This is a genomic window from Aquamicrobium sp. YD-1-mutant5 (genome assembly GCF_059509755.1).
Genome location: NZ_JCAKKP010000003.1, coordinates 604,032 through 630,049, shown reverse-complemented (window position 1 = coordinate 630,049; position 26,018 = coordinate 604,032). Strand labels below are relative to the sequence as shown.

At 64.2% G+C, this 26,018-nt stretch carries 26 protein-coding genes and 1 pseudogene; 15 read left to right on the top strand and 12 right to left on the bottom strand.

Going from position 1 to position 26,018, the window contains the following annotated elements:
• Positions 1–2 precede the first annotated feature (2 nt).
• On the top strand, positions 3–1,106 hold the full coding sequence (locus tag AC5XE7_RS07465) for a CobW family GTP-binding protein (protein WP_495365472.1): 1,104 nt from the start codon (positions 3–5) through the stop codon (positions 1,104–1,106).
• A gap of 90 nt (positions 1,107–1,196) precedes the next feature.
• Here AC5XE7_RS07465 and AC5XE7_RS07460 read toward each other — a convergent pair whose 3' ends face one another.
• The 5 genes from AC5XE7_RS07460 to AC5XE7_RS07440 all read right to left on the bottom strand — a co-directional run bounded on the left by AC5XE7_RS07460 (position 1,197) and on the right by AC5XE7_RS07440 (position 5,185).
• Positions 1,197–1,430 (bottom strand): sulfurtransferase TusA family protein, encoded by a 234-nt coding sequence (locus AC5XE7_RS07460; RefSeq protein WP_495365471.1) that lies wholly within the window; start codon positions 1,428–1,430, stop codon positions 1,197–1,199.
• Between the two features lie 7 nt (positions 1,431–1,437).
• Positions 1,438–2,727 carry a L,D-transpeptidase family protein gene (locus AC5XE7_RS07455; RefSeq protein ID WP_495365470.1) on the bottom strand — a complete coding sequence of 430 codons (1,290 nt, stop codon included), beginning with the start codon at positions 2,725–2,727 and terminating at the stop codon, positions 1,438–1,440.
• A gap of 304 nt (positions 2,728–3,031) precedes the next feature.
• A complete protein-coding gene (locus tag AC5XE7_RS07450; protein ID WP_239800023.1) occupies positions 3,032–3,982 on the bottom strand; it encodes an acetyl-CoA carboxylase carboxyltransferase subunit alpha in 951 nt (316 codons plus the stop codon).
• Between the two features lie 106 nt (positions 3,983–4,088).
• Entirely contained in the window at positions 4,089–5,036 is a 948-nt protein-coding gene (locus AC5XE7_RS07445) for a site-specific tyrosine recombinase XerD (protein ID WP_495365469.1), read from the bottom strand.
• Positions 5,033–5,185, bottom strand: coding sequence for a histidine kinase (locus AC5XE7_RS07440; protein WP_239800021.1), 153 nt, complete (start codon positions 5,183–5,185; stop codon positions 5,033–5,035). Before AC5XE7_RS07440 ends, AC5XE7_RS07445 begins: the two co-directional genes overlap by 4 nt.
• 129 nt (positions 5,186–5,314) lie before the next feature.
• Here AC5XE7_RS07440 and AC5XE7_RS07435 point away from each other — a divergent pair, with 129 nt between their 5' ends.
• The 4 genes and pseudogenes from AC5XE7_RS07435 to AC5XE7_RS07420 all read left to right on the top strand — a co-directional run bounded on the left by AC5XE7_RS07435 (position 5,315) and on the right by AC5XE7_RS07420 (position 8,943).
• Positions 5,315–5,911 carry a shikimate kinase gene (locus AC5XE7_RS07435; RefSeq protein ID WP_495365468.1) on the top strand — a complete coding sequence of 199 codons (597 nt, stop codon included), beginning with the start codon at positions 5,315–5,317 and terminating at the stop codon, positions 5,909–5,911.
• Complete coding sequence (gene aroB / locus AC5XE7_RS07430) at positions 5,908–7,023, top strand: 3-dehydroquinate synthase (RefSeq protein WP_495365467.1); 1,116 nt, start codon at positions 5,908–5,910, stop codon at positions 7,021–7,023. The genes AC5XE7_RS07435 and aroB overlap by 4 nt, the downstream gene beginning before the upstream one ends.
• The gene (locus AC5XE7_RS07425) at positions 7,020–7,919 is read left to right on the top strand and encodes a transporter associated domain-containing protein (RefSeq protein WP_495365466.1); all 900 of its coding nucleotides are present in this window, start codon (positions 7,020–7,022) and stop codon (positions 7,917–7,919) included. Before aroB ends, AC5XE7_RS07425 begins: the two co-directional genes overlap by 4 nt.
• Before the next feature lie 131 nt (positions 7,920–8,050).
• A pseudogene (locus tag AC5XE7_RS07420) lies at positions 8,051–8,943 on the top strand (dihydrodipicolinate synthase family protein).
• A 12-nt stretch (positions 8,944–8,955) separates the two neighbouring features.
• On the opposite strand, the gene AC5XE7_RS07415 reads toward AC5XE7_RS07420, so the two are convergent.
• Positions 8,956–9,258, bottom strand: coding sequence for a BolA family protein (locus AC5XE7_RS07415; RefSeq protein WP_239800017.1), 303 nt, complete (start codon positions 9,256–9,258; stop codon positions 8,956–8,958).
• 192 nt (positions 9,259–9,450) lie between these two features.
• On the opposite strand from AC5XE7_RS07415, the gene AC5XE7_RS07410 reads away from it, so the two are divergent.
• From AC5XE7_RS07410 to AC5XE7_RS07390, 5 genes are all read left to right on the top strand, one after another.
• Positions 9,451–10,065 carry a J domain-containing protein gene (locus AC5XE7_RS07410; protein ID WP_495365465.1) on the top strand — a complete coding sequence of 205 codons (615 nt, stop codon included), beginning with the start codon at positions 9,451–9,453 and terminating at the stop codon, positions 10,063–10,065.
• 126 nt (positions 10,066–10,191) lie between these two features.
• Positions 10,192–11,178, top strand: coding sequence for a cobaltochelatase subunit CobS (cobS, locus tag AC5XE7_RS07405; protein ID WP_183825652.1), 987 nt, complete (start codon positions 10,192–10,194; stop codon positions 11,176–11,178).
• Positions 11,179–11,194: 16 nt separating this feature from the next.
• On the top strand, positions 11,195–11,542 hold the full coding sequence (locus AC5XE7_RS07400) for a GFA family protein (protein WP_495365464.1): 348 nt from the start codon (positions 11,195–11,197) through the stop codon (positions 11,540–11,542).
• Between the two features lie 14 nt (positions 11,543–11,556).
• The gene (gene cobT / locus AC5XE7_RS07395; protein WP_495365463.1) at positions 11,557–13,446 is read left to right on the top strand and encodes a cobaltochelatase subunit CobT; all 1,890 of its coding nucleotides are present in this window, start codon (positions 11,557–11,559) and stop codon (positions 13,444–13,446) included.
• Positions 13,447–13,553: 107 nt separating this feature from the next.
• Complete coding sequence (locus AC5XE7_RS07390; RefSeq protein WP_495365462.1) at positions 13,554–14,555, top strand: esterase-like activity of phytase family protein; 1,002 nt, start codon at positions 13,554–13,556, stop codon at positions 14,553–14,555.
• Between the two features lie 12 nt (positions 14,556–14,567).
• On the opposite strand, the gene AC5XE7_RS07385 is transcribed toward AC5XE7_RS07390, so the two are convergent.
• Positions 14,568–15,737 carry an NAD(P)/FAD-dependent oxidoreductase gene (locus AC5XE7_RS07385; RefSeq protein WP_495365460.1) on the bottom strand — a complete coding sequence of 390 codons (1,170 nt, stop codon included), beginning with the start codon at positions 15,735–15,737 and terminating at the stop codon, positions 14,568–14,570.
• Positions 15,738–15,923: 186 nt separating this feature from the next.
• On the opposite strand from AC5XE7_RS07385, the gene AC5XE7_RS07380 reads away from it, so the two are divergent.
• Both AC5XE7_RS07380 and AC5XE7_RS07375 read left to right on the top strand, forming a co-directional pair.
• On the top strand, positions 15,924–16,793 hold the full coding sequence (locus AC5XE7_RS07380) for an HpcH/HpaI aldolase/citrate lyase family protein (protein WP_495365537.1): 870 nt from the start codon (positions 15,924–15,926) through the stop codon (positions 16,791–16,793).
• A 30-nt stretch (positions 16,794–16,823) separates the two neighbouring features.
• Positions 16,824–17,033 carry a DUF1737 domain-containing protein gene (locus AC5XE7_RS07375; protein ID WP_183825634.1) on the top strand — a complete coding sequence of 70 codons (210 nt, stop codon included), beginning with the start codon at positions 16,824–16,826 and terminating at the stop codon, positions 17,031–17,033.
• 99 nt (positions 17,034–17,132) lie between these two features.
• On the opposite strand, the gene AC5XE7_RS07370 is transcribed toward AC5XE7_RS07375, so the two are convergent.
• Together AC5XE7_RS07370 and AC5XE7_RS07365 are read right to left on the bottom strand one after the other, a co-directional pair.
• Positions 17,133–17,477 (bottom strand): YunG family protein, encoded by a 345-nt coding sequence (locus AC5XE7_RS07370; RefSeq protein ID WP_495365459.1) that lies wholly within the window; start codon positions 17,475–17,477, stop codon positions 17,133–17,135.
• Positions 17,474–17,896, bottom strand: a complete 423-nt coding sequence (locus tag AC5XE7_RS07365; RefSeq protein WP_239800011.1) for a metallopeptidase family protein — start codon at positions 17,894–17,896, stop codon at positions 17,474–17,476. Before AC5XE7_RS07365 ends, AC5XE7_RS07370 begins: the two co-directional genes overlap by 4 nt.
• A 172-nt stretch (positions 17,897–18,068) precedes the next feature.
• Here AC5XE7_RS07365 and AC5XE7_RS07360 point away from each other — a divergent pair, with 172 nt between their 5' ends.
• From AC5XE7_RS07360 to AC5XE7_RS07350, 3 genes are read left to right on the top strand one after another with little or no spacing between them, the layout of a single operon-like run.
• Positions 18,069–19,031 (top strand): ImuA family protein, encoded by a 963-nt coding sequence (locus AC5XE7_RS07360; protein WP_495365458.1) that lies wholly within the window; start codon positions 18,069–18,071, stop codon positions 19,029–19,031.
• Positions 18,973–20,418, top strand: coding sequence for a Y-family DNA polymerase (locus AC5XE7_RS07355; protein WP_495365536.1), 1,446 nt, complete (start codon positions 18,973–18,975; stop codon positions 20,416–20,418). Before AC5XE7_RS07360 ends, AC5XE7_RS07355 begins: the two co-directional genes overlap by 59 nt.
• A complete protein-coding gene (locus tag AC5XE7_RS07350; protein WP_495365457.1) occupies positions 20,415–23,759 on the top strand; it encodes an error-prone DNA polymerase in 3,345 nt (1,114 codons plus the stop codon). Before AC5XE7_RS07355 ends, AC5XE7_RS07350 begins: the two co-directional genes overlap by 4 nt.
• A gap of 288 nt (positions 23,760–24,047) precedes the next feature.
• Here AC5XE7_RS07350 and AC5XE7_RS07345 read toward each other — a convergent pair whose 3' ends face one another.
• Genes AC5XE7_RS07345 through trxA form a run of 3 tightly spaced genes read right to left on the bottom strand, consistent with a single transcriptional unit; the run spans position 24,048 to position 26,011 of the window.
• Complete coding sequence (locus AC5XE7_RS07345; protein WP_280198813.1) at positions 24,048–24,257, bottom strand: Trm112 family protein; 210 nt, start codon at positions 24,255–24,257, stop codon at positions 24,048–24,050.
• A 59-nt stretch (positions 24,258–24,316) separates the two neighbouring features.
• Positions 24,317–24,991, bottom strand: a complete 675-nt coding sequence (locus AC5XE7_RS07340) for an LON peptidase substrate-binding domain-containing protein (protein ID WP_183825620.1) — start codon at positions 24,989–24,991, stop codon at positions 24,317–24,319.
• A gap of 57 nt (positions 24,992–25,048) precedes the next feature.
• The gene (gene trxA, locus AC5XE7_RS07335; RefSeq protein ID WP_495365456.1) at positions 25,049–26,011 is read right to left on the bottom strand and encodes a thioredoxin; all 963 of its coding nucleotides are present in this window, start codon (positions 26,009–26,011) and stop codon (positions 25,049–25,051) included.
• Between the last annotated feature and the right edge of the window lie 7 nt (positions 26,012–26,018).

Here is a 26,018-nt window from a genome sequence, read left to right as displayed (position 1 = left end):
TCATGTCCGGCTTTCCCATTCCGGTCACGGTGCTCACCGGCTTTCTCGGCTCCGGCAAGACGACATTGCTCAATCGTCTTCTGAAGAACCCCGAGCTGAAAGACACCGCCGTCATCATCAACGAATTCGGTGACGTCGCCATCGACCATCTTCTGGTCGAGCAGGCATCCGACGGCATCATCGAATTGTCGGACGGCTGCCTGTGCTGCACGGTGCGCGGCGAACTTGTCGACACGCTGGCCGAACTGGTCGACCGGGTGCAGACCGGCCGCATCGCGTCGCTGTCGCGCGTCGTCATCGAGACGACCGGCCTTGCCGATCCGGCGCCCGTGCTCCAGTCGATCATGGCGCATCCGGTGCTCGTTCAGGCCTTCCGGCTGGACGGCGTGCTGACGCTGGTCGATGCGGTCAACGGCGCGGCCACGCTGGACGCCCATATGGAAGCGGTGAAGCAGGCGGCGGTCGCCGACCGCATCATCGTGTCGAAGCTGGATATGGTGCCGGACGAGGCGGTGCCGGCGGAGCTTCTGGCGCGGCTCAGCCGTCTCAATCCCTCCGCGCCCATCCTCGATGTCCGCAATGCAGGGCTTGCGGAGCTGTTCGGCTGCGGCCTCTACGACCCCGAAACCAAGATCGCCGATGTGCGCCGCTGGCTGGGCGAGGCGGGACATGATCATCACGATCATGATCACCATCATCATGATGATTGCGACCACGGCCATGCGCATCACCATCACGATTCGCGTATCCGCACTGACACGCTGGTTCATGACGGGCCGGTGCCGTTCGCTGCCATCGAGATGTTCCTCGACCTTCTGCGCTCAAGCCATGGCGAGAACCTTCTGCGCATGAAGGGCATCGTGGAACTGGCCGAAGACCCGTCGCGGCCGCTGGTGGTGCACGGCGTGCAGAAGATCCTGCATCCGCCGGCACGCCTGCCTGCCTGGCCGGACGAAAGGCGCGGGACGCGGCTGGTGCTGATCACGCTCGACATGCCGGGCGACTATGTGAAGCGTCTGTTCGCGGCGATCACCAACACGCCGCAGATCGACATGCCGGACCGCGCGGCACTCGAAGCCAATCCGCTGGCAATACCCGGCACCTGAAGCGCCGCATTCCCATCCGCAAGCTGGCACGAAACTTCAAGCTGTTGTTTCAGCTTGATTTTTAAGGCTTTTTTTGAGGCCGGCGCTCGGTTATCCGCCACGCTCGATGAGGAAGCGATGGCCGCCGTCAATTGCGGCGGTTTCGATGACGATGTGGCCGGCTTCGTTGCAGAAAGCGGGAATATCGAGAACGGCCAGCGGGTCGGTGGTTTCCAGCCACAGGCGCGCTCCGACTGGCAGACCCTGAAGGCGCTTGCGCGCCTTCAGCACCGGCAGGGGACAGTTGAGACCTTTCAGGTCATAGACATCCGTACTGTCGGCCAAGACGCCATCAGCCGCCGAACATGCCAAGCAGGCGCTTCTTCAGCTTCGCGGCGGCGCCGTCGTCAGTGGGAGCGCCGGACTGAGCCGCCTGGATCTCCAGTGCCTGTTGCGGTGTCTGCGCGGCAATTTCAGCAGCTTTTGCGGCAGCGGCGGTTTCCACCTTCTGCGCTTCGGCGGCCGCCTTTGCAGTGGCGACGGCTCTTGCCTTTTCTTCGGCGGCTTTCTTCTTCGCGTCCTGCTCGGCGTCGATGGCGGCCATGCGGCGGCCTTCCGCCGAATCGATGCGGCCCATGCGCTCGGTCTGGGTGATGGTCCCATCAGCGTTCAGGGATGGCGGCTCGACCGGCACGCGTTCGCCACGGGCGCGCTTGCGCGTCCATTCCGAGACGATGTGAGCTTCCTTGAGCCCACCGATGGTCGGCTTCGGCGCGGGGGTGGAGGATTTCAGTGCGCTGTTGAAGGCTGCCTCATAGGTGCTCTGGTAGCTGGTATAGGCGACCTTCAGCGAATCGGGCTGGGAGCTGGCCGGGCAGGCGCCGGTCGGGTTGAAGGGCTGGCCGTCGACGGGGAGCTGGTTGAACACATAGCGCCGCTCGCACACGTCCACCTTCGGCGGCACCTTGGTCAGCTCGAAATGGTCGTAGCCGACCTTCAGCATCTTCCAGAACTCGTAGTTCGGGTCGTTGCGGTAGCGGGCCATGTTGGCGGCGGTCATGCGGAAGGGGAAGGCCTGCACCTGAAATTCGGTCTGGCCGCCCTGGAAGGCGTCACGACCGAAGGCGTAGATCTCCTCGATCTGCTGGTCGGTCATCGAATAACAGCCGGCCGAGGAGCAGGCGCCATGGACCATCAGGTTGGACCCCGTGCGCCCGTTGGCTCGGTCATAGCTGTTCGGGTAGCCGATGTTGAAAGCAAGATGATATTGCGAGTTCGGCTTCATCTGCGACGGCCGCACCGTGTAGAAGCCTTCCGGCGCCTGACGGTCGCCCTCTGTGAACTTCGGCCCGAGCTTGCCCGACCATTTGCAGATGTCATAGCTGGCGATCAGGTCGTAGCGGCCGTTGGTCTTCTGCTTCCAGATTTCCAGCTTGCCTTCTTCCTTGAAGACGCGGGCCATGACCGGCGCGGTCTTGTTCATGCCCTTGGCCTTCATGGCCTGCTGGATCTTTGGCGGAAGCTGGCGGTTGGCGTGCTGGGGGGCGAAGTCACCGATGGAGGAATCGGTACAGCCGGCAAGCGCTATGGCGCCTCCAATGGCGCCGATGAGAAGTCCGGCCCTGGCGAATCTGGTCAGCATGGACACGCTCTTCGTCTTTCTGCATTGGCCTGCCTTCCGGCGGCCTGAACGTCAATACAGGCGGAAGAGAACATTTCGCGCCATTCTCTCACGAATGGCATGGCCGCTCAATTCCACCGGAAATGGCCCCTGCGATATGCAGATCGCGGGCCTTTTCCTCAATTTGCTATAAACTCGTTAACCTTGCGAAATCCTTACCACAAGCCACCACCGCACTCCTCATGCACGCAACAGCCTTCACGGTTGCGTTATTGCGGGATGCGGTGTCATCTTTATGGCGAAAATGCGGTGGTAGCCGCAACGATCAGAGGTTGCGGCCCATTGCCAGATATTTTTCGCGGCGCTGCTCGCGGAAATCGACGTTTCCTTCGCCGAATTCCTTCATGGTGCGCGCGATCAGGTCGCCGGTGGCGCTGATGACGGCTTCGGGGCCGCGATGGGCTCCGCCCAGAGGCTCGGGAATCACCGCATCGATGATCCTGAGATTGAGCAGGTCCTGCGCGGTGATCTTCATGTTGGTCGCCGCATCCTTCGAGCGCGTCGTGTCGCGCCACAGGATCGAGGCGGCTCCCTCCGGCGAGATCACCGAATAGATGGCGTGTTCCAGCATGTAGACCCGGTTGGCCGTCGCGATGGCGATCGCACCGCCCGATCCGCCTTCGCCGATGATGATGGAGATGGACGGCACCTTGAGGCCAAGGCCGGTCGAGGTCGAACGGGCGATGGCCTCGGCCTGGCCGCGTTCCTCGGCGCCGACGCCGGGATAGGCGCCCGCCGTATCGACCAGCGAGATGACGGGAATGCCGAAACGGTCGGCAAGCTCCATGATGCGCACCGCCTTGCGGTAGCCTTCAGGGCGGGCGGAGCCGAAATTGTGCTTCAGGCGGCTGGTCGTATCGGAGCCTTTTTCCTGACCGAGGATCGCCACCGGCTCGCCGCGGAAGCGGGCGAAGCCGCCGATAAGTGCCTGATCCTCGCCGAAGGTGCGGTCGCCGGCCAGCGGGGTGAAGTCGGTGAACAGGCCGCGCACATACTCCAGACAGTGCGGACGGTCGGGATGGCGCGCCACCTGCACCTTCTGCCATGGCGTCAGGGCCTTGTAGAGGTCGCGCAGCGCGTCGCGGGAGCGCTTTTCAAGCCGTGCGATCTCATCGGCAACATCCACGGACTCGCCGCCTTCAGCGAGCTTTTTCAGTTCCAGGATCTTGCCTTCGAGATCGGCAACCGGTTTTTCGAAGTCGAGATAATTGTACATTCGTGATCGGACCAGTGCGCCGGAAATGGCGTTGATTGATGCCTGCGCAACCCTGAACAGAAGGTTATCAGACGCGAAATGTCGCCCTCACATAACGATATGAGGCCTAGTCGGCAAGCGGATGGTGGTCATTGACAAGGCGCATAAGCCGCTCTTCCAGAACATGGGTGTAAATCTGGGTGGTGGAGATGTCTGCATGGCCGAGAAGCTGCTGGACAGCTCTCAGATCCGCACCGTTCTGAAGCAGATGGCTGGCGAAAGCATGGCGAAGCACGTGAGGCGATATTTTTTCGGCTGAAATGCCGGCCCGGGCGGCCAGCGCCTTGAGATCGCGGGCGAAGACCTGCCGGGCCAGATAGCCGCTTTCGGATGCTGCCGGGAACAGGAACGGGTTTTCAGCGAAGGCCGGAATTTTGTTGCGTGCGGCGAGCCATGCCTGCATGGCCGCCCGCGCCTTGGGTGAAAGCGGCACCATGCGTTCCTTGTTGCCCTTGCCCCGGACCACGAAGAAGCGCTCGTCCCGCAAGGCCACCGCAACCGGCAGACCGACCAGCTCGCTCACGCGCAGGCCCGTCGCATAAAGCACCTCGACCAGCGCATGCAGGCGCTGGGTGGCAACCGCGCCGCCGCCGGCGCGCAAAGGGGTAACCGCGTCGCCACCGGCGAGTGCCGGATCGGCGGCTTCCAGCGCGGCGCGGTCGAGCAGGCGGCCGGTCTCGGCCTCGCTCATGATCTTCGGCAGCGTGGCCGCTTTCTTCGGGCTGTCCAGCGTGCCGGTGGGGTCGTCATCGCGCAGACCTTCGGCATAGAGGAAGGCGAAGAACTGGCGCAGCGCCGAAAGCCTGCGGGCCTGCGAGGAGGCCGCGAAGCCGCGCGCGGCAACGCCGTCCAGATAGCTGCGCAAGGCTGCCGTGTCGGCCCGCGCCAGCCCGCTTGTGATGATCTCGGAAGCATCTTCGAGGTCGCGGCGGTAGGACTCCAGCGTGTTCAGAGCCGCCCCGCGTTCGGCGCTCATCATTTCGAGGAAAGCCTCAATGCGGGCCGCATCCTTCATGGCTTTTGCGGGTTTAGCTTTTCGGCCGGAATGCGCACGCTGAGCTCCGCCTGCTTCGGCTCCACGAACATCACCAGCGCCACCATGGCGCCGTAAACGATGCCGGCCAGAACGGCGAGCGTGACAATGAAGCGGAAGAGTGTCGGCATGAATTTTCGCTGGTTCTTTCTCGCCGGCCCGGATTTGTTTCCTTATGAGGCGGTGTTGCGGCCATTTCAAGGGCATGCAGATGGCACCGCTGCTTGACGCAACACGCCTTTTCATGTGGATACGCCACGATGACCCAACAGCAGGCACCCGAATTGCAGCATGGCCGCGCCGCCCTCCTCGACAGGCTGGGCAAACGCTGCATCGTGCTTGTCGGCTTGATGGGGGCCGGCAAGACCTCGATCGGGCGCAAGGTGGCGGCGGCGCTCGGACTGCCTTTCGTCGACAGCGATCTCGAAATCGAGGATGTGTCGCGCATGAGCATCCCGGAACTGTTCGAAGCCTATGGCGAGCCGGAATTCAGGGCGCTTGAACAGCGTGTCATTGCCCGCATTCTCGAAGGGGGGCCGAAGGTGCTGTCAACCGGCGGCGGCGCCTATATGAACGAGCAGACGCGCGCGGCCATCGCCAGCCATGGCGTGTCGGTCTGGCTCAAAGCCGATCTGGATCTGCTCATGGAGCGGGTGGCGAAGAAGCAGAACCGGCCGCTCCTGCGCGATCCCGATCCGCGCGGCGTTCTTCGCCGGCTGATGGATGAGCGCTATCCGGTCTATGCCCTGGCCGACGCGACGGTGGTGACGCGCGACGAGACCAAGGAGGTGATCGCCGCCGAGGTGATCGAGGCGATCAGCCGCCATATGGAACTTTCCGGCGAGGTGAACAAGTGAGCGAAGACGTAAAGGTCGAGGTCGGGCTTGGCGAGCGGGCCTATGACATATTGATCGGGCCGGGGCTGATCGCGCGTGCCGGCGAAGAGATCAGCAGGCGGCTGCCCGGCGTTCGCGTCGCCATCGTCACCGACGAGAATGTCGCGGCCACCCATCTCGAAACGCTGAAGGCGGGTCTCGATGAAGGCGGTATCGCGTCTTCCTCCGTGGTGCTGCCGGCCGGCGAAAAGACCAAGAATTTTACGGCGCTTCAGGAAGTCGTCGATGCGGTTCTGGCCGCAAGGCTGGAGCGCGGCGATGCGGTGATCGCTTTCGGCGGCGGCGTTATCGGCGACCTTTCCGGCTTTGCGGCCGGCATCGTGCGGCGCGGTATGCATTTCGTGCAGATGCCGACCTCGCTGCTGGCGCAGGTCGACTCTTCCGTCGGCGGCAAGACGGGCATCAACAGCGCGCGCGGCAAGAACCTCATCGGTGTCTTCCACCAGCCTAAGCTGGTGCTGGCCGATACCGCCGTGCTCGACACGCTGCCGGTGCGCGAGTTCCGCGCCGGCTATGCCGAGGTCGCCAAATACGGACTGATCGACAGGCCTGATTTCTTCGCCTGGCTGGAGAAGAACTGGCAGGAGGTTTTTGCAGGCGGGCCGGCCCGCATTGAGGCGATCGCGCAATCCTGCCGTGCCAAGGCCGACGTGGTGGCGCGCGACGAGTTCGAGACCGGCGACCGGGCGCTGCTCAATCTCGGCCACACCTTTGGTCATGCGCTGGAGGCGGCGGTCGCCTATGACGGCGCCCGCCTTGTGCATGGCGAAGGCGTCGCCATTGGCATGGCGCTGGCGCATCGGTTCTCGGCGCGCCTGAACCTTGCCAGCCCCGACGACGCGGCGCGCGTCGAGGCGCATCTGAAGGCTGTCGGCCTGCCATGGCGCATGGCCGACGTTCCGGGTGGACTGCCCGATGCGGATACCCTGCTTTCCTTCATCGCGCAGGACAAGAAGGTCAGCCGCGGTGCGCTCACATTCATTCTCACCCGCGGCATCGGCCAGTCCTTTATCGCCCGCGACGTGCCGACTTCGGAGGTGCTGGCCTTCCTGAAGGAGAACCATCCCGGATGACGCAGGCCGGCTGGATCGTTGCCCTTGTGCTGGCGGTACTCGGTGCCGCGGCATTTCTGCTGCGCCACAGGCTGGCCGAAGCCATGGGCTATGTCCGCGCCGGAGATAATGGCGGCGAGGAACTGCAGCGCGGCAACGGAACGCGCGCCGACCGGCAGTGGCTGGGCGAACGCTTCGAACTGGATGAACTCGAAGTCTCGGACGTGATGGTCCACCGCATGAATATGCGCTCGCTCAATGCGGACAACACGCCCGAGGTGATCGTGCGGGAAATCCTGCAGAGCCAGAATACGCGCATGCCCTTATGGCGCGGTTCGCTGGACAATATCGTTGGCGTGCTGCACGCCAAGGACGTGTTGCGTGCGCTCGATGAAGCCGGCAACGACCTTGCGCGCGTCGACCTTATGAAGTTCGCCGAAAAGCCGTGGTTCGTTCCCGACACCACGACCTTGCAGGAGCAGCTCAACGCCTTTCTGCGCCGCAAGGCGCATTTCGCCATCGTGGTGGACGAGTATGGCGAGGTCGAGGGGCTGGTGACGCTGGGCGACATCATCGAGGAGATCGTCGGCGAGATCGCGGATGAAACCGACATCGATCTGGCCGGCGTCAAGAAGGAAGCCGACGGGTCGGTGGTGGTGGACGGCACCGTGCCGATCCGCGATCTCAACCGCGCGCTCGACTGGGACCTTCCTGATGAGGAGGCGACGACCATCGCCGGGCTCGTCATCCACGAAACGCAGTCGATTCCGGAAGAGAAGCAGGCCTTCACCTTCCACGGCAAGCGCTTCGTGGTGATGAAACGCGACAAGAACCGCATCGCGCGGCTCAGGATCAGGCCGGTTGATGAAGCGCAGGCTCTGATCGCCGTTCCGCCTGCTCCCGCACCCCGCCAGTAGGGCCGCCAGTAGGCCCGCCAGTAGGCCCGCCATCAGGATTGGCCGCTGCACCAACGGTTCAGCGCCGCAGGCTTGCGGACATGGGGGACGCGCGCCTGTAGCATCCGGCCCGATGGCCATGGGAGTGTGCTTTGGGATTGTTTGACGGACTTTCGGCTTTCCGCCCACGCCGGCCGATGCGCAGGGGCACGTGCAGGAGAATCTGCTTGCCGCCCTCATCGGGCGCATCGCGGCTACGGAAGCGGATTCGATCGGACTGCTCGGCAGCACGGGCGGCTATGCCTATCTCAGGCCTTCGGAGCGGCAGCGCGCGGTTCGTGTCGCGGTCGAATGTCTGGGTGGCAAGCGTCCTCTTTTTGTCGGGGTGGGTGCGCTGCGGACCGACGACGCGCAGGCGCTGGCACTGGCTGCCCGCAAAGCGGGCGCCGACGGGTTGCTGGTCGCGCCCATGTCCTACACGCCGCTGACAGAGGAAGAGGTTTTTCAGCACGTGGTGGCGGTGGCTGAGGCCGGCGAACTGCCCCTGTGCATCTACAACAATCCCGGCACCACGAAATTCACCTTCAGCGAAGACCTCATCGCGCGGCTGGCGAAGGTGCCGCACATCGTGGCCGTCAAGATGCCCTTGCCGGCCGACGGCGGCTTTGCCGGAGAGCTTGTACGCCTGCGGGCCCGCCTGCCGCAGGATTTCACGATCGGTTACAGCGGCGACTGGGGTGCCGCCGATGCCCTGCTTGCAGGCTGTGATGCATGGTTCAGCGTCATTGCCGGGCTGCTGCCCGCGCCTGCACTGGCGCTGATGCGTGCGGCTCAGGCGCGGAATGAGGCCGAAGTTCGCCGGATCGATACAAGGTTCCGGCCGCTATGGGCGCTGTTTCAGGAATTCGGCAGCTTTCGCGTCATGTATGCGGTGGCCGACAGCCTCGGCCTTTACAATCTGGCTCCGCCGCGCCCGATCCTTCCGCTTTCGGGCGAGGCCCGGACAAGGGTGGAAGCAGCGCTGGAGGCGCTCGGAGCGCCATAGTTTCCGGGCAAGCTACCAGCGGGTTTTTTCGCCCGGTGCCGCAGGCTCCACGGCCAGCGCATGAAGGCCGCCGGCGATCTCGTCGGCCAGCGCCTCGTTGACGGCCCGGTGGCGTTCGATCCGGTTCATGCCGGCGAAGGCGGGCGAGACGATGCGCACGCGAAAATGCGTTTCGCCGGTGCCGTCGAAGGTGGCATGATGGTCGGAATCATGGTGGTGATGACCGGCATGGAGATGACTTTCGTTGATGACGACAAGCCGCTCGGGCGCGAAAGCGCCCGTCAGCTTCTTCTCGATCCGATCCTGTCTGGACATCCACGCGGCTCCTTACCATATGGGCTCTGCTTTCCGGGATATGGCTGCCCGCCGCGGGAATTTCCAGCGCGGACATCATTGCCACAGAATGCGCAAAATCGCGCGTGATCAGCCCTCCCGACGGGTTAGGGACACGAAAGCGTAAATGTCAATTCTTGTTTCGCGGCGGCGAAGGCCCCATAGAACGGTCAAATGAAAGCGTATCCCAAATATTTCGACAAGATTCGCATCCGCCGCGAGAAGGATGCGGAGGCCAAGACCACGACGCCCGTGTGCCAGTGGGACGGCTGCTGCGAGCCCGGCACCCATCGCGCGCCGGTGGGGCGGATGCGCGAAGGCGAGTATTTCCGCTTCTGCTTCGACCATGTGCGCGAGTACAACAAGGGCTTCAACTATTTTTCCGGCGTGTCGGACTCCGAGGTCGCCCGTTTCCAGAAGGAAGCGATGACCGGCCATCGTCCGACATGGAAGATGGGCGTCAACAGCTCGGCCCGTTCGGCGCCGGATTTCGCGCAGGCCCGGTCGGGACGCGCCGGCTATTACAACCGCGTGCGCGATCCCTTCAACATGTTCGGGACCGATCCGAACAATCCGCCGCGTCAGCGCAAGGCGCGGCCGCTGGAAACCAAGGCGCTGGAGACTCTGGGACTGACGCCGCAGGCGACCGCCACGGACATCAAGACCCGCTATAAGGAACTGGTCAAACGCCATCACCCCGACGCGAACGGCGGCGATCGGGGATCGGAAGACAGGTTCAGGGACGTTTTGCAGGCTTACCGGGTGCTCAAGCAGGCAGGCCTGTGCTGATAAGTGACAGGGCCAGAGCGCTTTTCCAACTTTCATCCGGCCGGAAAAGGCTTTAAGACCGCCCCGGACAAACCATCATAACCGGCGAAATATAGTTTTTTCGCCTGCGGAGACGTTGGAAGCATCATGAACAAGGTGGATCGAGACATCGCCAACCTGCCGGATACGACGGTTTCGGTGAAGGACACTTTCGGTTTTGAATCGAAAATGGTCGTGCCGGCCTATGCCGAGACGAGCGAACATGTACCGGAAGTCGATCCCGACTACCTTTTCGACAGGAACACCACCCTCGCCATTCTGGCAGGCTTTGCCTATAACCGCCGTGTCATGGTTTCGGGCTATCACGGCACCGGCAAGTCGACCCATATCGAGCAGGTCGCAGCTCGCCTCAACTGGCCCTGCGTGCGTGTCAACCTCGACAGCCATGTCAGCCGTATCGATCTGGTCGGCAAGGACGCCATCGTCCTGCAGGACGGCAAGCAGGTTACGGAATTCCGGGACGGCATCCTGCCTTGGGCCTATCAGCGCAACGTGGCGCTCTGCTTCGACGAATATGATGCCGGCCGTCCCGACGTGATGTTCGTGATCCAGCGCGTGCTGGAATCGTCCGGCCGCCTGACCCTGCTGGACCAGAGCCGCGTCATCCGTCCGCACGCCGCTTTCCGCCTGTTTGCAACGGCCAACACGGTTGGTCTCGGCGACACCACGGGTCTCTATCACGGCACCCAGCAGATCAACCAGGCGCAGATGGACCGCTGGTCCATCGTCACCACGCTGAACTATCTGCCGCACGACAACGAGGTGAACATCGTCGTCGCCAAGGCCAAGCACTATCGCGACGAGAAGGGCCGCGAGATCGTCAACAAGATGGTGCGTGTCGCCGACATGACGCGCTCGGCCTTCATCAATGGCGATCTCTCTACGGTCATGAGCCCGCGCACGGTGATCACCTGGGCCGAAAACGCCGAGATTTTCGAGGATGTGGGCATGGCCTTCCGCCTGACCTTCCTCAACAAGTGCGACGAGCTGGAGCGTTCGGTGGTGGCTGAATTCTACCAGCGCGTGTTCGGCGAGGATCTGCCGGAGAGCGCGGCGAACGTCGTTCTGGGGTGAGGATCGGGAGGACGGCGTGACCTATCAGGGCGGGTGCCATTGCGGTAAGGTGCGGTTCAGCGTCGAGGTCGACCTGTCGGGCCCCATCACCTGCAATTGCTCCTACTGCTCCAAACGGGGCAGCATCCTTGCCTTCACGCCGGCCGACAGCTTCTCGCTGGAAAGCGGTGCGGCTGATCTCACCGGCTACCGGTTCAATTCGAAAACCATCGAGCATCTGTTCTGTAGCGCCTGCGGCATGGAATCCTTTGCGCGCGGCCAGATGCCGGATGGCAGGAAGATGGTGGCGGTCAATGTCCGCTGCCTCGACGGTGTCGACCTCGATGCGCTTCAGCCGCATCAGGTCGATGGCCGCTCGCGCTGACAGGCGACAGGATCATGGCAGGCCCCGGCGACAACACACGAAACAAACCAAAGGCAGGCGCTGAGACCGATGGTTTCAAGCGCGCCATGACGGTTTGCATGCGCGCCATTTCCAATGACAGGGAAATGGAAATCTCCTTCGCCAAGGACAAGCCGGCGATGGCCGGCAACCGGGCAAGGCTTCCCGAACTGCCGAAGAAGCCGACGCTGGCCGACATCGCGGTCACCCGTGGCATCGGCGATTCCATGGCTCTGCGGCGCGCCTGTCACGATCAGCGCATCCACACAAGGCTGGCGCCCGAGGGCAAGCAGGCCCGCGCCATTTACGACGCGGTCGAGCAGGCCCGTGTCGAAGCGATCGGCGCGCGCGCCATGGCAGGCGTTGCCGGCAATCTCGACGCCATGCTGGAAGACAAATACGCCAAGGCCAATCTGGCCGAGGTGCGCGACCGGGAAGAGGCGCCGCTCGAGGAAGCCGTCGCCCTTCTGGTGCGCGAACGCCTGACCGGCCAGAAGGTACCGCCGAGCGCCGAACGTCTGGTCGATCTGTGGCGCGGCTGGATCGAGGAAAAGGCCAGCGCCGAGATTGACGGGCTGGATGGCAAGCTGGAGGACCAGCAGGCTTTCGGCCGCATCGTGCGCGACATGCTCGCCTCCATGAACATGGCCGAGGAGTTCGAGGAAGAAGAAGAGACCGAGGACTCCGAGGACGATCAGGAAGAGGAGCCGCAGGGCGGCGACGATTCCGAGGATGGCGGCGAGGAGGATTCCGGCTCGGAGGATGCGCAGGCCGAGGAAGCGGCTGCCTCCGAGGACGATGATTCACAGGCCGAGGCGGAAGCTGACGACGCCATGTCGGAAGACCTTTCCGATGATGACGACGCCGATGCCGACAATCCCGGCGAGGCGCGGCGCGGCGAAAACCCCTTCTCCAATCTGGCGAAGGAGATGGACTACAAGGTCTATACGACCCAGTTCGATGAGACCGTCGGGGCTGAGGAACTGTGCGAGGAGGAAGAGCTCGATCGCCTGCGCGCTTTCCTCGACAAGCAGCTCGCCAATCTGCAGGGCGTGGTCGGCCGGCTCGCCAACCGCCTCCAGCGCCGCCTGATGGCGCAGCAGAACCGGTCGTGGGACTTCGATCTGGAGGAAGGCTATCTCGATCCGGCGCGTCTGGTGCGCGTGGTGATCGATCCGATGCAGGCGCTGTCCTTCAAGCAGGAGCGTGACACCAAATTCCGCGACACGGTGGTGACGCTGGTGCTCGACAATTCCGGCTCGATGCGCGGCCGTCCGATCACGGTTGCCGCAACCTGCGCTGATATTCTGGCGCGCACGCTGGAGCGCTGCGGCGTTTCGGTGGAAATCCTCGGCTTCACCACCCGCGCTTGGAAGGGCGGGCAGGCGCGCGAGAAGTGGCTGAAGGATGGCAAGCCCGCCAATCCCGGCCGCCTCAACGATCTGCGCCACATTGTCTACAAGTCCGCCGATGCGCCGTGGCGGCGCGCGCGCCGCAATCTCGGCCTGATGATGCGCGAAGGCCTGCTCAAGGAAAACATCGACGGCGAGGCGTTGTTGTGGGCGCATCAGCGGCTGATGGCCCGGCCAGAGCAGCGCAAGATCATGATGATGATCTCGGACGGCGCGCCGGTCGACGACTCCACGCTCTCGGTCAATCCCGGCAACTATCTGGAACGGCATCTGCGCGGCGTCATTGATCTGATCGAGACGCGCTCGCCGGTCGAGCTTCTGGCCATCGGCATCGGCCATGACGTCACCCGCTATTACCGCCGTGCCGTCACCATCGTCGATGCCGAGGAACTGGCCGGCGCCATGACCGAGCAGCTCGCCTCGCTGTTCGAGGAAGAAAGCTCCCACGGACGCGGATCGCGACGGGCATCCTGATGCCCGCCAGCGCGGCTGGAGCATTTCCGCTTTTCCCGCAACCGCGGCAAGGCTCCGGTGATCTCGCCGGCAGAAGTTTCGCTGCGCGCTTTCGCCGGAATTTTTCCATGAATCTGTGGCGTGGACTGCTGTTCGCGTTTGTCTGCCTGCTGGCATTCCCCGCCTTTGCCGAGCCGGCGCCCGTTCAGCAGGCCGAGGTGTCGTCCCGCCAGATCGGCTATTTCCATATCGGACGCAGCGCGCAACGCTTCGGCCAGCTGGAGTTCGTCGGCGGACTGGAAATGTCCTCGCCGGCGCGCGACTTCGGCGGCATCTCGTCCATGCGCTTCCTGACCCCCGGCCGCGATTTCATCGCCGTCTCCGATGTCGGCGTCTGGCTGTTCGGGCGGATCGCGCGCGACGAGGCAGGCCGGCCTGCAGGCATCGAGCAGATGCGCCTGCAACAGATGGTCGATGCGACCGGCAACGCTGTCGTCGACAAGTGGGACGTGGATGCCGAAGGGCTTTCGGTGAAGAATGGCGAGGTTTTTGTCGGCTTCGAACGGCGGCACCGCATCAGCCGTTTTGGCCTCGATCCGGAGGGCATGAAGGCGGCCATCGGCAATGTCGATTTTCTCGTACCGGCCCATGAGCTGCGGCAGAACCGCGGCTTCGAGACTGTTACCCACGCGCCGGAGGACGGGCCGCTCGCAGGGGCGCTGGTGGTGGTCACCGAAAAGAGCATCGACCGTCAGGGCAACATCTTTGCCGCGGTGACCGAAGGGCCGCGCAAAGGCATCTTCACCGTGCGCCGTTATGACGGTTTCGACATCACCGATGGCGCTTTCCTGCCCGGCGGCGATCTGCTGTTGCTGGAGCGCAGCTATACGCTCATGGGCGGTGTGCGCATGCGGCTGCGCCGCATTGCCGGCGACAGCATCGGCAAGGGCGCGCTGGTCGACGGGCCGGTGCTGCTGCAGGCCGACATGACCTTTCAGATCGACAATATGGAAGCGCTCGATGTGTGGCGGCGCGAGGACGGCGCCACCATGATCTCGATGATGTCGGACGACAATTACTCGATCCTGCAGCGCAATCTTTATCTGGAATTCGTGCTGCACGATGACTGACGTACAGATCTGTCAGATCACGTTGAGCTCGCGGAACACGCGGCCTTCCACGATCCGCTCATAGGAAAACGCCCGGCAGTCGATGGTGCGATATTGGCCATGCACGATCAGTTCGGCCAACGCCTTGCCGGCGGCAGGCGCCTGCTGCAAGCCATGCCCGGAAAAGCCGTTGGCGAAGATGAAGTTCGCCACCTGCGGGTGCGGGCCGATCACGGCGTTCTGGTCGAGCACGTTGTAATCGTAGTGGCCGACCCAGGCGCGCGTCATCCTGATCGCCTCGAAGGCGGGAATGCGGGTGGCCAGCACCGGCCAGATCTCATTCTCGAACAGGCTCCAGTCCGGCTCGAAATCGGTGGGGTCGGCCGCCTGTTCGCCGGCCTCGTCCTCGGCCCCGCCTGTGATGTAGACCGAGCCTTCCGGGCGCACATAGATGCCGGAGGGGTCGACCAGAAGCGGCATGTCCTCATAGCGCTCGCGCGCCTCGAACACGAAAACGTTGCGCTTGCGCGGCTCGACCGGCAGTTCGATGCCGGCAAGCGCCGCCACCTGGCCGGCGTTCGGACCTGCCGCGTTCACCACAAGTCCGGCCTCCAGCGTCTCGCCAGTGTCGAGCGTGACCGAGGCGATCCTGTCGCCCTGCCGGTCGATGGCCGTGACCGAGGCGGTGACAAGATCGACCTGCATGCTGCGCAGCGCCTTGCGGAAGAGGTGCAGATAGGCATGCGCGTCGAACCAGCCCTCGCCGCTCACGCCATAAGCGCCGGCGGCCACCCCCTCGCCCGACAGCCACGGGAACCGCTTCACCAGCGCGGCGGCATCCTCCAGCACGATGTCGGCGCCTTCGGCCGCCTGCACCGCATGATTGGCCCGCAGGACCGGCAGCCCCTCCTCCGTCGCCAGAATGAGATAGCCGCCTTCGCGAAAACCGATATCGGCCTCGTCGCCGAACTCCTGCTTCAGCCGGCGGAACAGGTCGAGGGTAAAGCGCGACAGGCGGATGTTTTCAGGTTGCGAAAACTGCTGGCGGATGGAGGCCGCCGAAAGCGTCGTGGCCGAATGGGTGAAATTCGGATCGCGTTCGATCACGGCGAGCGATCCCGAAAAGCCTTCCTTGCGCAGATAGTAGGCGAGCGACGCACCCATGATTGCGCCGCCGATGATGACGATGTCGTATTTCGCCATGATGCGATTCCCGATTTTCCTGTTCCGGTCACGATGGCTGTGGCCATCCTGCGCGCATTGCCCAACAACGCGTCTCTGATCTGATATCCGGGCGATGCCGGATGCGTTTTGTCTGGCCGAAAAAAGGTCTTGCCGCAAGCTCTTGCAAGGGCCAGCCTGCCGGGTCACAAAGGCCAGATGACCGATATGCAGAACCGCCCCCGTCGCTCCGTGCTTTATGTCCCTGCCGTCAACGACAAGGCGCTGGCCAAAATCGGGCAGTTGCCCTGCGATGCGATCGTGGTGGATCTGGAAGATTCGGTTTCGCCGGACCAGAAGGTGGCGGCGCGGCGGAAGCTGGCCGGCATTTTCGCCGCCCGTCCGCAGCACGCTCAGATGGTGGTGCGCATCAATGCGCTGTCCAGCGAATGGGGCGAGGATGATCTCGCGGCGGTCGTTGCCTGTAAACCGGATGCCATCCTGCTGCCCAAGGTCGATACGGCGCGCGACGTGCTGGAAGCAAACGACCGTCTGGACGAACTCGACGAGGATGCCGCCATCGCCCTGTGGGCGATGATCGAGACGCCCCGGGGGCTGATGAACAGCGGCGCCATCGCCGAGCTCGGGCGCGATCCCGCCTCGCGGCTTTCCTGCTTCGTGATCGGAACCAACGACATCGCCAAGGAAACCGGCGTCTCGCTTAAGCCCGACCGGCGTTATGTGATGCCGTGGCTGATGCAGATATTGCTCGCCGCGCGTGCCGGCGGGCTCGATATGCTCGATGGCGTCTACAATGATTTCCGTGATGCCGAAGGATTTCTCCGGGAATGCGCGGAAGGGGCCAGCATGGGCTTCGACGGCAAGACGCTGATCCACCCTTCCCAGATCGAGGCCGCCAATGCTGCCTTTTCGCCTGAGCCTTCCGCCCTTGCCGCGGCACAGGCCATTGTCGATGCCTTCGCGCATCCCGAAAACCGGGACAAGGGCGTGATCGCTCTTGACGGGCGCATGGTGGAGCGCCTGCATCTGGCGCAGGCCGAAAAACTGCTGGCGAAAGCGGCCGCCATCGCTGCATGATGGCGCCTCCGTTTCTCACAGGAAGATACGATGCGACTCTACCGTTTTCTGACCGCCGTCGATGACGCCACCTTCTGCCACAAGGTGACGGCTGCCCTGAACAAGGGCTGGCATCTCTACGGCTCGCCCACCTATGCCTATGACAAAAAAGAAAAGGTCATGCGCTGCGGGCAGGCGGTGGTGAAGGATGTCGAGGGGCAGGAGTATGAGCCCGGCGAAACGAAGCTCAGCGACTGGTAAAGGGCCCGGAGCAGCGGGCGTTCTGACGAATGCTGCTCTGGTCTCGTTCTTTGCCGTATTTATGCGACGTCAGACGATTTGGTCTGACTGCAACATGATCTAAACACCCAGCCGGGTTTTGGGCGCCTCATATTGCGCGGAATAGGTATCCGCCATCGCCTCTTCGCGGCTTGAGGACAGGTCCTCGAACGGGATCGGCCGATCGAACTGGCTGATGGTGAAATCCCACTTTATCCCGCCGATCCGGTTGTAGAAGCGCGTGCCGTCCGGCGTCCGGGTCTTGAGAATGTCGCCGCCCAGCATATCCTGCGCCACAAGTGCGGTGACGCTGCACTGGCCTGTGGCCGGATTATCCGCTCGCCACCGGCTGTAAGTCTCCGCGCTCCATGCCGCCATGAGCCTTGCATATAGTTCCAGTGGTATGATTTCGCTGCCTTTCGTCATTCCGACGACGCTTCGATGCGCTCCATGTCGTCGTCGGAAAGGCCGAAATGGTGGCCGATCTCGTGGATCAGCACATGGGTGACGATGTCGCTCAGCGTTTCCTCGTTCTCGGCCCAGTAATCGAGGATGGCGCGCCGGTAGAGGGTGACGCGGTTCGGCCCCTCGCCCGTGGCGGGGTTCCAGCGTTCGGCGATACCGCGTCCCTCGAACAGGCCGAGCAGATCGAAAGGCGTTTCCAGCGCCAGATCGTCCATGATCTCGTCGGTCGGGAATTCCGCCACCTGGATGATGATCTCGCCGGTCAGCGTGCGGAATTCCTCGGGCAGATGCGCATAGGCCTCCAGCGCCAGCATCTCCATTTCCTCCAGCGAGGGGGAGAGTTCTCCGTGCCAGGTGCGTGTCTTGTAGATGCGGGCCATGCTTCGTCCTTCTTTCCCGCGGCATATAGGCTTTTGCGCGCGGCTGGGCAAACGCTGATGCACAGGCAGGGTCTTTCGAAGGAATAAATTCTTATCTTGTCTGCTTGACTCCTGAGTTCGGCTCTGGAATCTATAAGAACATAACAGGAACAAATAAGAGAGATCGACCGCCATGGCGAATCGCGCCGTGGCGCGGGACGCCGTTTTTGCCCTGCGCCGGGAAATTGCGAGAATTGAAGGCGCGCTGCCGCAGCGCCTTGAAGTGCCTGTGGGAGCGGAAGGCGAAGGGGAGGCCCCGCGCCTGCCCATCGGCGTCGGCAGTCTCGACAGGCTGCTCGGCGGCGGGCTCATGCGGGCGGCGCTGACCGAGATCCATGGTCGTGAAACGCGCGATGCCGGTGCGGTCGCCGGTTTTGCGCTGGCTCTGGCCGGTCTGCTGCTGGGGCAGGCGAAGGAACCGGGCCTCGTGCTGTGGGTCGGCATGTCGGGTGTGTTGCATGAGGCCGGCCTTCCCCATGTCGTGGGCGCGCAGGCGCTGTCAGGTCTTGCGCCGGAGCGGCTTCTGCTGGCGCAGGCACCGAAGCTTGCCGATGCGCTGTGGGTGGCGGAGGAGGCAATTCCGCTGCAGAAGCTGGCCGCCGTGGTGGTGGAAGTGCACGGCAACCCCGAAAGGCTCGACCTCACCGCCACGCGCCGCCTGCATCGCCGCGCGCAGGCGGCCGGCCGGCCGGTGCTGCTCCTGCGTCAGGCGGCACGGCCTGAAGCCACCGCAGCTCCCGTGCGCCTTGTCGTCTCGCCGGCATCGTCCGGCATGCGCAGCACGCTTGCCGGCCCGCTCGAAGGCTCCATCGGCCTGCCTGCCTTCGCCGTCTCGCTCGACAAATCCCCTGCCGTCCTGCCGGGCCTGTTCACACTGGAGTGGAATTCCGATGCTTGCCGTTTCACCGAAAGAGCAAATCCGCAAATCGGAACAGCGGATCCTGTCGCTGTGGTTTCCCTATCTGGCCGCGGAGCGGGTGCTGCGCCGGCGTCTGGGCAGGTCGTGGCGTTCCGCACACAAGGCGCATCCACCGCTGGTGCTGAGCCTGCAGCGTCACAACACGGTGCAGGTCGCGGCCCTCGACGCACGGGCTGAGGCGCTGGGCCTGAAGCGCGGCATGGGCCTTGCCGATGCGCGGGCCATGCATCCGGCCCTCGATGTGGTCGAAGCCGATCCGGCAGGCGAGCGCCGCCTGCTGGAAGCGCTTGCCGACTGGTGTGACCGCTACACGCCGCTGGTGGCGCTGGACGGCGAGAACGGGCTGTTTCTCGACGTCACCGGCTGCACCGCGCTGTTCGGCGGGGAGAAGCCGATGCTGGAGATGGTGCTGGCGCAATTCTTCGATCAGGGTTTTGACGTGCGTGCCGGCCTTGCCTCGACGCCCGGGGCCGCATGGGCGGCGGCGCGGTTTCAGGGAAGGCTGGTGGTCGCACCGGGTGCCGAGACAGACCTGCTGGCACGGCTGCCGCCGCAGGCGCTGCGCCTTGACGCACAGCTCTGCACGGGGCTCGACAGTGTCGGCCTGCGCAGCATTGGCGAGATCATAGCCGCACCGCGCGCGCCGCTTGCCCGCCGCTTCGGCCGGCACCTGATGCTGCGTCTCGATCAGGCGCTTGGCCGCGTCGACGAGGCGGTGTCGCCGCGCCTGCCGGTGCCGGCGCTGGTCGTGGAGCGGCAACTGGCCGAGCCGGTCGTGCTTACCGAGGACATCGAGCGGCTGGTGCAGATACTGGCCCTGTCGCTGAAAGGCGATCTGGAGCGGCGCGGCGAGGGTGCGCGGCAGCTTGGCCTGTCGCTGTTCAGGGTCGATGGCGCGGTCAGCCGCATCGCTGTTGCCGCATCGCTGCCGCTGCGCGACCCGGACAGGATTCACAAGCTGTTTCGCGAAAGGCTGGCCGCCGCCGGCGGCGATTTCGACGCCGGTTACGGCTTCGATCTCGTGCGCCTTGCCGCCTTTTCGACCGCGCCTTTCGACATGCGCCAGACGGATCTTTCCGGTGAGGCCGGCACGGGGGAGGAGGATCTCGCCCTGTTCGCGGACCGCGTGCGGGCAAGGCTGGGGCGCGGGGCCGTGATGCAGCCGGTGGCGGTCGGGAGCCATGTTCCCGAACGGGCCGTCGCCCTGCAACCCTTTGCCGGGAAGCTTCCCGAGGCCGGCACCGCAGGCGTGTCTCGGCCCGCGCTGCTGGAGCGGCCGGTGCGCCTGTTCGGCCGGCCCGAGCCGGTCGAGGTGCCGGCCACCGAATTGCCGGAAGGCCCGCCGATGCGGTTCCGCTGGCGGCGTGCCCTGCACAGCGTGGTGCGCGCCGAAGGGCCGGAGCGCATCGCCCCCGAATGGTGGCGCAATGGCGAAGAGGTGCCGGAGCGCGATTATTACCGCGTCGAGGACAGCGAAGGCCGCCGCTACTGGCTCTATCGGCTCGGCCATCATGAAGCCGGCCAGCCGCCGCCGCGCTGGTTCATGCACGGGCTGTTCGCATGAACGCTTCTGCTGCCGGAAGCGGCGTGCCCGCCTATATCGAGTTCGGCGTGCAGTCGAATTTCTCGCTGCTGCGCGGGGCCTCGCGGCCGGAAGAGCTTGTGGTGACGGCCTGCGCGCTGGGCCATGCCGGCATGGGACTGGCGGATCGCAACACGGTGTCGGGTGTGGTGCGGGCGTGGAGCCAGTCGAAGGCGATCCGGTTTTCGGAAAAAGGCGAAGCGCATGTGCTGCCCTATCATCCCGGCTGCCGGCTGGCCTTCGCCGATGACACGCCCGACGTGCTCGCCTATCCGCAGAACCGCAGGGGCTGGGGGCATCTGTGCCGGCTGCTGACGACAGGCAATCTGCGCGAGGGAAGCGAAAAGGGTGTTTCGCTGCTTTATCTGGACGATCTGCTGGAGTGGGGCGACGATATTTCGCTCGCCATCCTGCCCGATCCACTGGGGCCTCCTGCCGAAGCCCTTGCCCTGCTTGCCCGGCTGAAAGACCGTTTCGGCAGCAACCTTTGGCTGGCTGTCGCGCCCGACTATCGCGGCAATGACCGCTTCCGGCTGGCGCAGGCTGAGGCCCTTGCCGATCAGGCCGGCCTGCCGCTGATGGCGACCAATGACGTGCTTTATCATGCTGCCGAACGGCGGCCCCTTCAGGACGTGCTCACCGCCATCCGGCTCAGGACGACGGTTGCTGAGGCCGGCTTCGCGCTTGGTGCCAATGCCGAACGACATCTGAAGGAACCGGCCGAGATGGCGCGGCTGTTCAGGCTGCACCCACAGGCGCTGGCCGAGACACGGCGCTTTGCAGCGACGCTGTCCTTTTCGCTGTCCGAGTTGCAGCACAACTATCCCGACGAGCCGACGCGCGACGGCGCCACTCCGCAGCAGGAGCTGGAGCGGCTGACATGGGAAGGTGCCGCCCGTTTCTATCCCGAGGGTGTCTCGGCGAAACTGGGCGAGCGGATCGGCAAGGAGCTGGCGCTGATCGAAAGGATGAATTACGCGCGCTATTTCCTCACCGTGCAGGACATCGTCCAGTTCGCACGCAGCAGGGACATATTGTGCCAGGGGCGCGGTTCGGCCGCCAATTCGGTGGTCTGCTTCCTGCTCGGCATCACCGCCGTCGCGCCGGACCAGATCGATTCTTTGTTCGAGCGCTTCATTTCGGAAAAGCGCAACGAGCCGCCCGACATCGATGTCGACTTCGAGCACCAGCGGCGCGAGGAGGTCATGGCCTATATTTATGAGAAATATCAGGAAAAACACACGGCTCTGGCCTGTGCGGTGATCAGCTACCGGGGCCGTTCGGCGCTGCGCGAGGTGGCGAAGGCCATGGGCCTGTCGCAGGATGTGCAGGGCGCCTTGTCCGGCTCGATCTGGGGATGGTGGACCTCCTCCATCGGCTCCGAGCAGGCGAAGGCCGGCGGGCTCGATACGTCCGATCCGGTGACGCGCCATGTGCTGGCCAGCGCCGGCGAGCTGGTGGCGACCGAATGCCCGCGCCATCTGTCGCAGCATGTCGGCGGCTTCGTCATCACCCGCGACCGGCTGGACGAGATCGTGCCCATCGTCAGGACGGGCATGGAAAGCCGCAAAATGGTGGAGTGGAACAAGGACGATCTCGACGCCGTCGGCATCCTGAAGGTCGACGTGCTGGCGCTCGGCATGCTGAGCTGCATGAAGCGCGCCTTCACCTTGCTTGAAGATCATTACCGGGTGCGCGATGGGCACGGCAGGCCGATCACGCTGGCCACCATGCCGAAGGAGGACCGGATCGTCTACGACATGATCTGCCGGGCCGATACGCTGGGCGTCTTTCAGGTCGAATCGCGCGCCCAGATGTCGATGCTGCCGCGCCTGAAGCCGCGCTCATTCTACGATCTCGTTATCGAGGTGGCGATCGTGCGCCCCGGCCCGATACAGGGCGACATGGTTCACCCTTATCTGCGCCGGCGCGAGGGCAAGGAAAAGGTCGAGTATTACAAACCCGAGCTGGAGGAAATTCTCGGCAAGACGCTGGGTGTTCCGCTGTTTCAGGAACAAGCGATGAAGATCGCCATCGTCGCCGGTGGCTTCACGCCGGACGAGGCGGACCTGCTGCGCCGCGCCATGGCGACCTTCCGGCGCACCGGCAAAGTCAGCCTCTATCAGGACCGCATGGTCAGCGGCATGGTCGCCAAAGGCTATCCGAAGGAGTTCGCCGAGCGCTGCTTCAAACAGATCGAAGGCTTCGGCGAATATGGCTTTCCCGAAAGCCACGCCGCCTCCTTCGCCCTGCTGGTCTATGCCTCCTGCTGGTTCAAGGCCTTCTACCCGGACGTTTTTTGCGCGGCGATCCTCAACTCGCAACCGATGGGTTTTTATAAGCCCGCCCAGCTCATACGCGATGCGGCCGAGCATGGCGTCGAGATCCGGCCCGTCGACATCAACGCTTCCGCATGGGAGTGCACACTGGAAAAGGCGGCTTTCGATCCGGCCCGCGTCTCGGAGCGCCATGTCGATATGCGCCGCACCATCCGCACCATGCATGCGATGCGGATGGGCTTCAACCAGATCAGGGGGCTTGCCGAAAAACGCATGGCGGAGTTCGTCGCCCGCCGGGGCGATGGCTATGTCTCTGTGCGCGACGTTTGGCTGCGCTCCGGGCTGGATACGGGCGAAATCGGAAGGCTTGCCGATGCCGACGCCTTCCGTTCAATCGGGCTCGACCGGCGCGAGGCGCTCTGGGCCGTGCGCGCGCTCGATGCGAAAAGTGCGGTCGAATCCCTTCCGCTGTTCGACAGGCCGGAACTGGACCTGCCGGATCCGGAGCCCGTCACCCATCTTCCCGTCATGCAGCCGGGCGAGCATGTCGTTCACGACTATCGCAGCCTCGGCCTGTCGCTGAAGGCGCATCCGGTCGGCTTCCTGCGCGCCCGGCTCGACCGGGCGGGGGTGACGCCCAATGTGCGGCTTGGCGCGCTGGCCGATGGCGCGCGCGTCACCGTGGCAGGGCTGGTGCTGGTGCGCCAGCGGCCGGGCAAGGGCAAGGCCGTTTTCCTGACGCTGGAGGATGAAGGAGCGATCGCCAACATCATCTTCTGGCTGGGCACGTTCAACCGCTACCGGCCTGCCATTATGGGCGGGCGCTTCGTGCGCGTTACCGGCAGGCTGCAATCCCAGTCTGACGTCCTTCATATCGTCGCCGAACGGATAGAGGATCTTTCCTCATGGCTGGGCGATTTGCTCGATGCGCCCCAGAAACTGGTGGAGGAAAAAGGCATGCCGGGCATCCCTGCGGAAAACAGCCCGCACATGCTTGCCCGGAGCGCGCGTTCGGTCATGCCGAAGGGCAGGAATTTTCATTAGAGCATTCTACCGCTGAATGGAGACATTCGGCACCGCATGAATGATGTAAAAATAATCACGCAAAGCATTTCAGCGGGTTGCACAAACGTGCCATCCCTCTGTTTTACGCAGTTGCACCCGCAAAACCGCGCCGCACTTTGCCGGAATCGCTGCAGCGCTTCTGACTGGAAAGCGAGCCCGGCTTCCGGTCATCCGATGATGACTCAAAGTTCGGTATTCGTCGTGGTGCGCCCGAAAGAATGCGTTGCAGAGACCACCGCAGACCGGAGGCCATCGAGTCGCGCGGCTTCAGCCTTCGTCGGCGCCCAGCGCGCGCGCTTCCGAAGGCAGCATGATGGGAATGCCGCCGCGGACCGGATAGGCGAGCTTTGCCAGTCGCGAGACCAGTTCGCCGCGCTCCGGGTCCCAGCTCAGCGGCGCCTTCGTCAGCGGGCAGGCGAGAAGCTCCAGAAGCTTCGGATCGACCTGGGGTTCGTTCTTGCCGCGCTCGTTCGCCATCTGGCCGCCTTTCCCAGTTATCGGAGTGCCCGTATTCCTGCTCTACTTGTGTCCCTGCTCTACTGGAGGCTGGTGCCGAAATCGTCATTGTCGCGCGCCAGCGCCATTTCGGTAATGGCGATCAGCGTCTCGGCGCGGGTGCGCAGGTCCGGCGCTTCCAGCAAAGCCTGTTTTTCCGCCGGGCCGTAAGGCGCCATCATCGACAGAGCGTTGACGAGCATGGCGTCATCGGCGCGGCTGACACCCTCCCAGTCGGCCTGCAACTCATTGGCCTGCAGATAGGCGCGGAACACTTTCAGAAGGGCCGGCCGGTCGATGGCGCCGGCGTCGTTGCCGCTGTCGTCGAGATCGGCGAGGAAGGGCATGATCCTTGCCTGCCGGAACGGCGTCTTCACGGTCAGCTCCTCGCCAAGGCGGAAGCGGCAAACGCCCTGCAGCGCGATCAGGTAGCGTCCGTCCCCCGTCTCGGTCATGGATGTGATGCGGCCGAAGCAGCCAACCTCGCAAAGTCCGGGCTCCCCATCGGCGCGGGTGGCGCCGTCGAGGCTCGGCTGGATGAGCCCGATCAGCCGGTTCGATGCGATGGCGTGATCCACCATCTGCAGGTAGCGCGGCTCGAAAATGTTGAGCGGAAGACGGCTGCCCGGCAGAAGCAGGGCCCCCTCCAGAGGAAACAGGGCAACAGTGTGCGGCAGATCCGACTCCTGCCGATAATGAGCGTTTCCTGCCTGCATTTCCTTATTCCGTGCCCTTGTTTTCTGCGCCCGTTGTCGGGACCGTGCGCCGCCTCCTCATGAAAACAGCAGCGAGGAGAGCTTGCGCCGGGCCATGAGCGTGGCCTCGTCGGTCATGCCCCATGCCTCGAAGAACTGCAGCAATTGCGTGCGCGCCGCCTCGTCGTTCCAGCCCCGGTCGGCCCTGATGATGGCGAGGAGATTGTCGGCGGCCTCCGTCCGTTCGCCGCGGGCATTCTGGATCATGGCGAGGTCGAAGCGCGCCTGATGGTCGGCCGGATTTTGCGCCAGCCGCTTTTCCAGCTCGCCCGCATCGCCGAGTTCTGCGGCCTGCGCGGCCAGCGACAATCTGGTGCGCACGGCGGCGATCGCCGCATGGTCGCGCTTGTCCTCGGGAACGCCGTCGAGGATCGCACTGGCGCCCTCGTGATCGCCCGCCTCGAACAAAAGGTCGGCCAGTCCCGCCGCGGCTTCGGCCGAATCGGGCGCCTGCTGGAGAATGGCGCCGTAAATGTCGGCCGCCGTCTGTGAATCGCCGTGCGTGCGTGCGTCGGCAGCTGCGGCGAGGGCCTCTTCAACGGCTGCCTTGCCGTCGTCCTTGCCGCCCAGCCTGGCGATGAATTCGCTGATCTGGCTCTCGGGCACGGCGCCCATGAAGCCGTCCACCGGCTGGCCGTCGCGGAAGGCGATGACGGCCGGAATGGACTGGATTCCGAGCTGGCCGGCGATGGCCGGATGCTCGTCGATGTTCATCTTGACCATCTTCACCCGTCCGCCGGCGGCCATGACCGCCTTTTCCAGCATCGGGCCGAGCTGCCGGCAGGGGCCGCACCACGGTGCCCAGAAATCCACCAGAACCGGCTGGTTGCGCGATTCCTGTATCACGTCCGCACTGAAGCTGGCCGTCGTCGTGTCCTTGATGACATCGGCCAGCGCGGGTGTCGTCGCATCGGCGCCATTGCCGAACTGGACGGTGGTTGCATACTGGCTGCCCGAGCCGAACGGATTGCTGTCACTCATTGTCTTG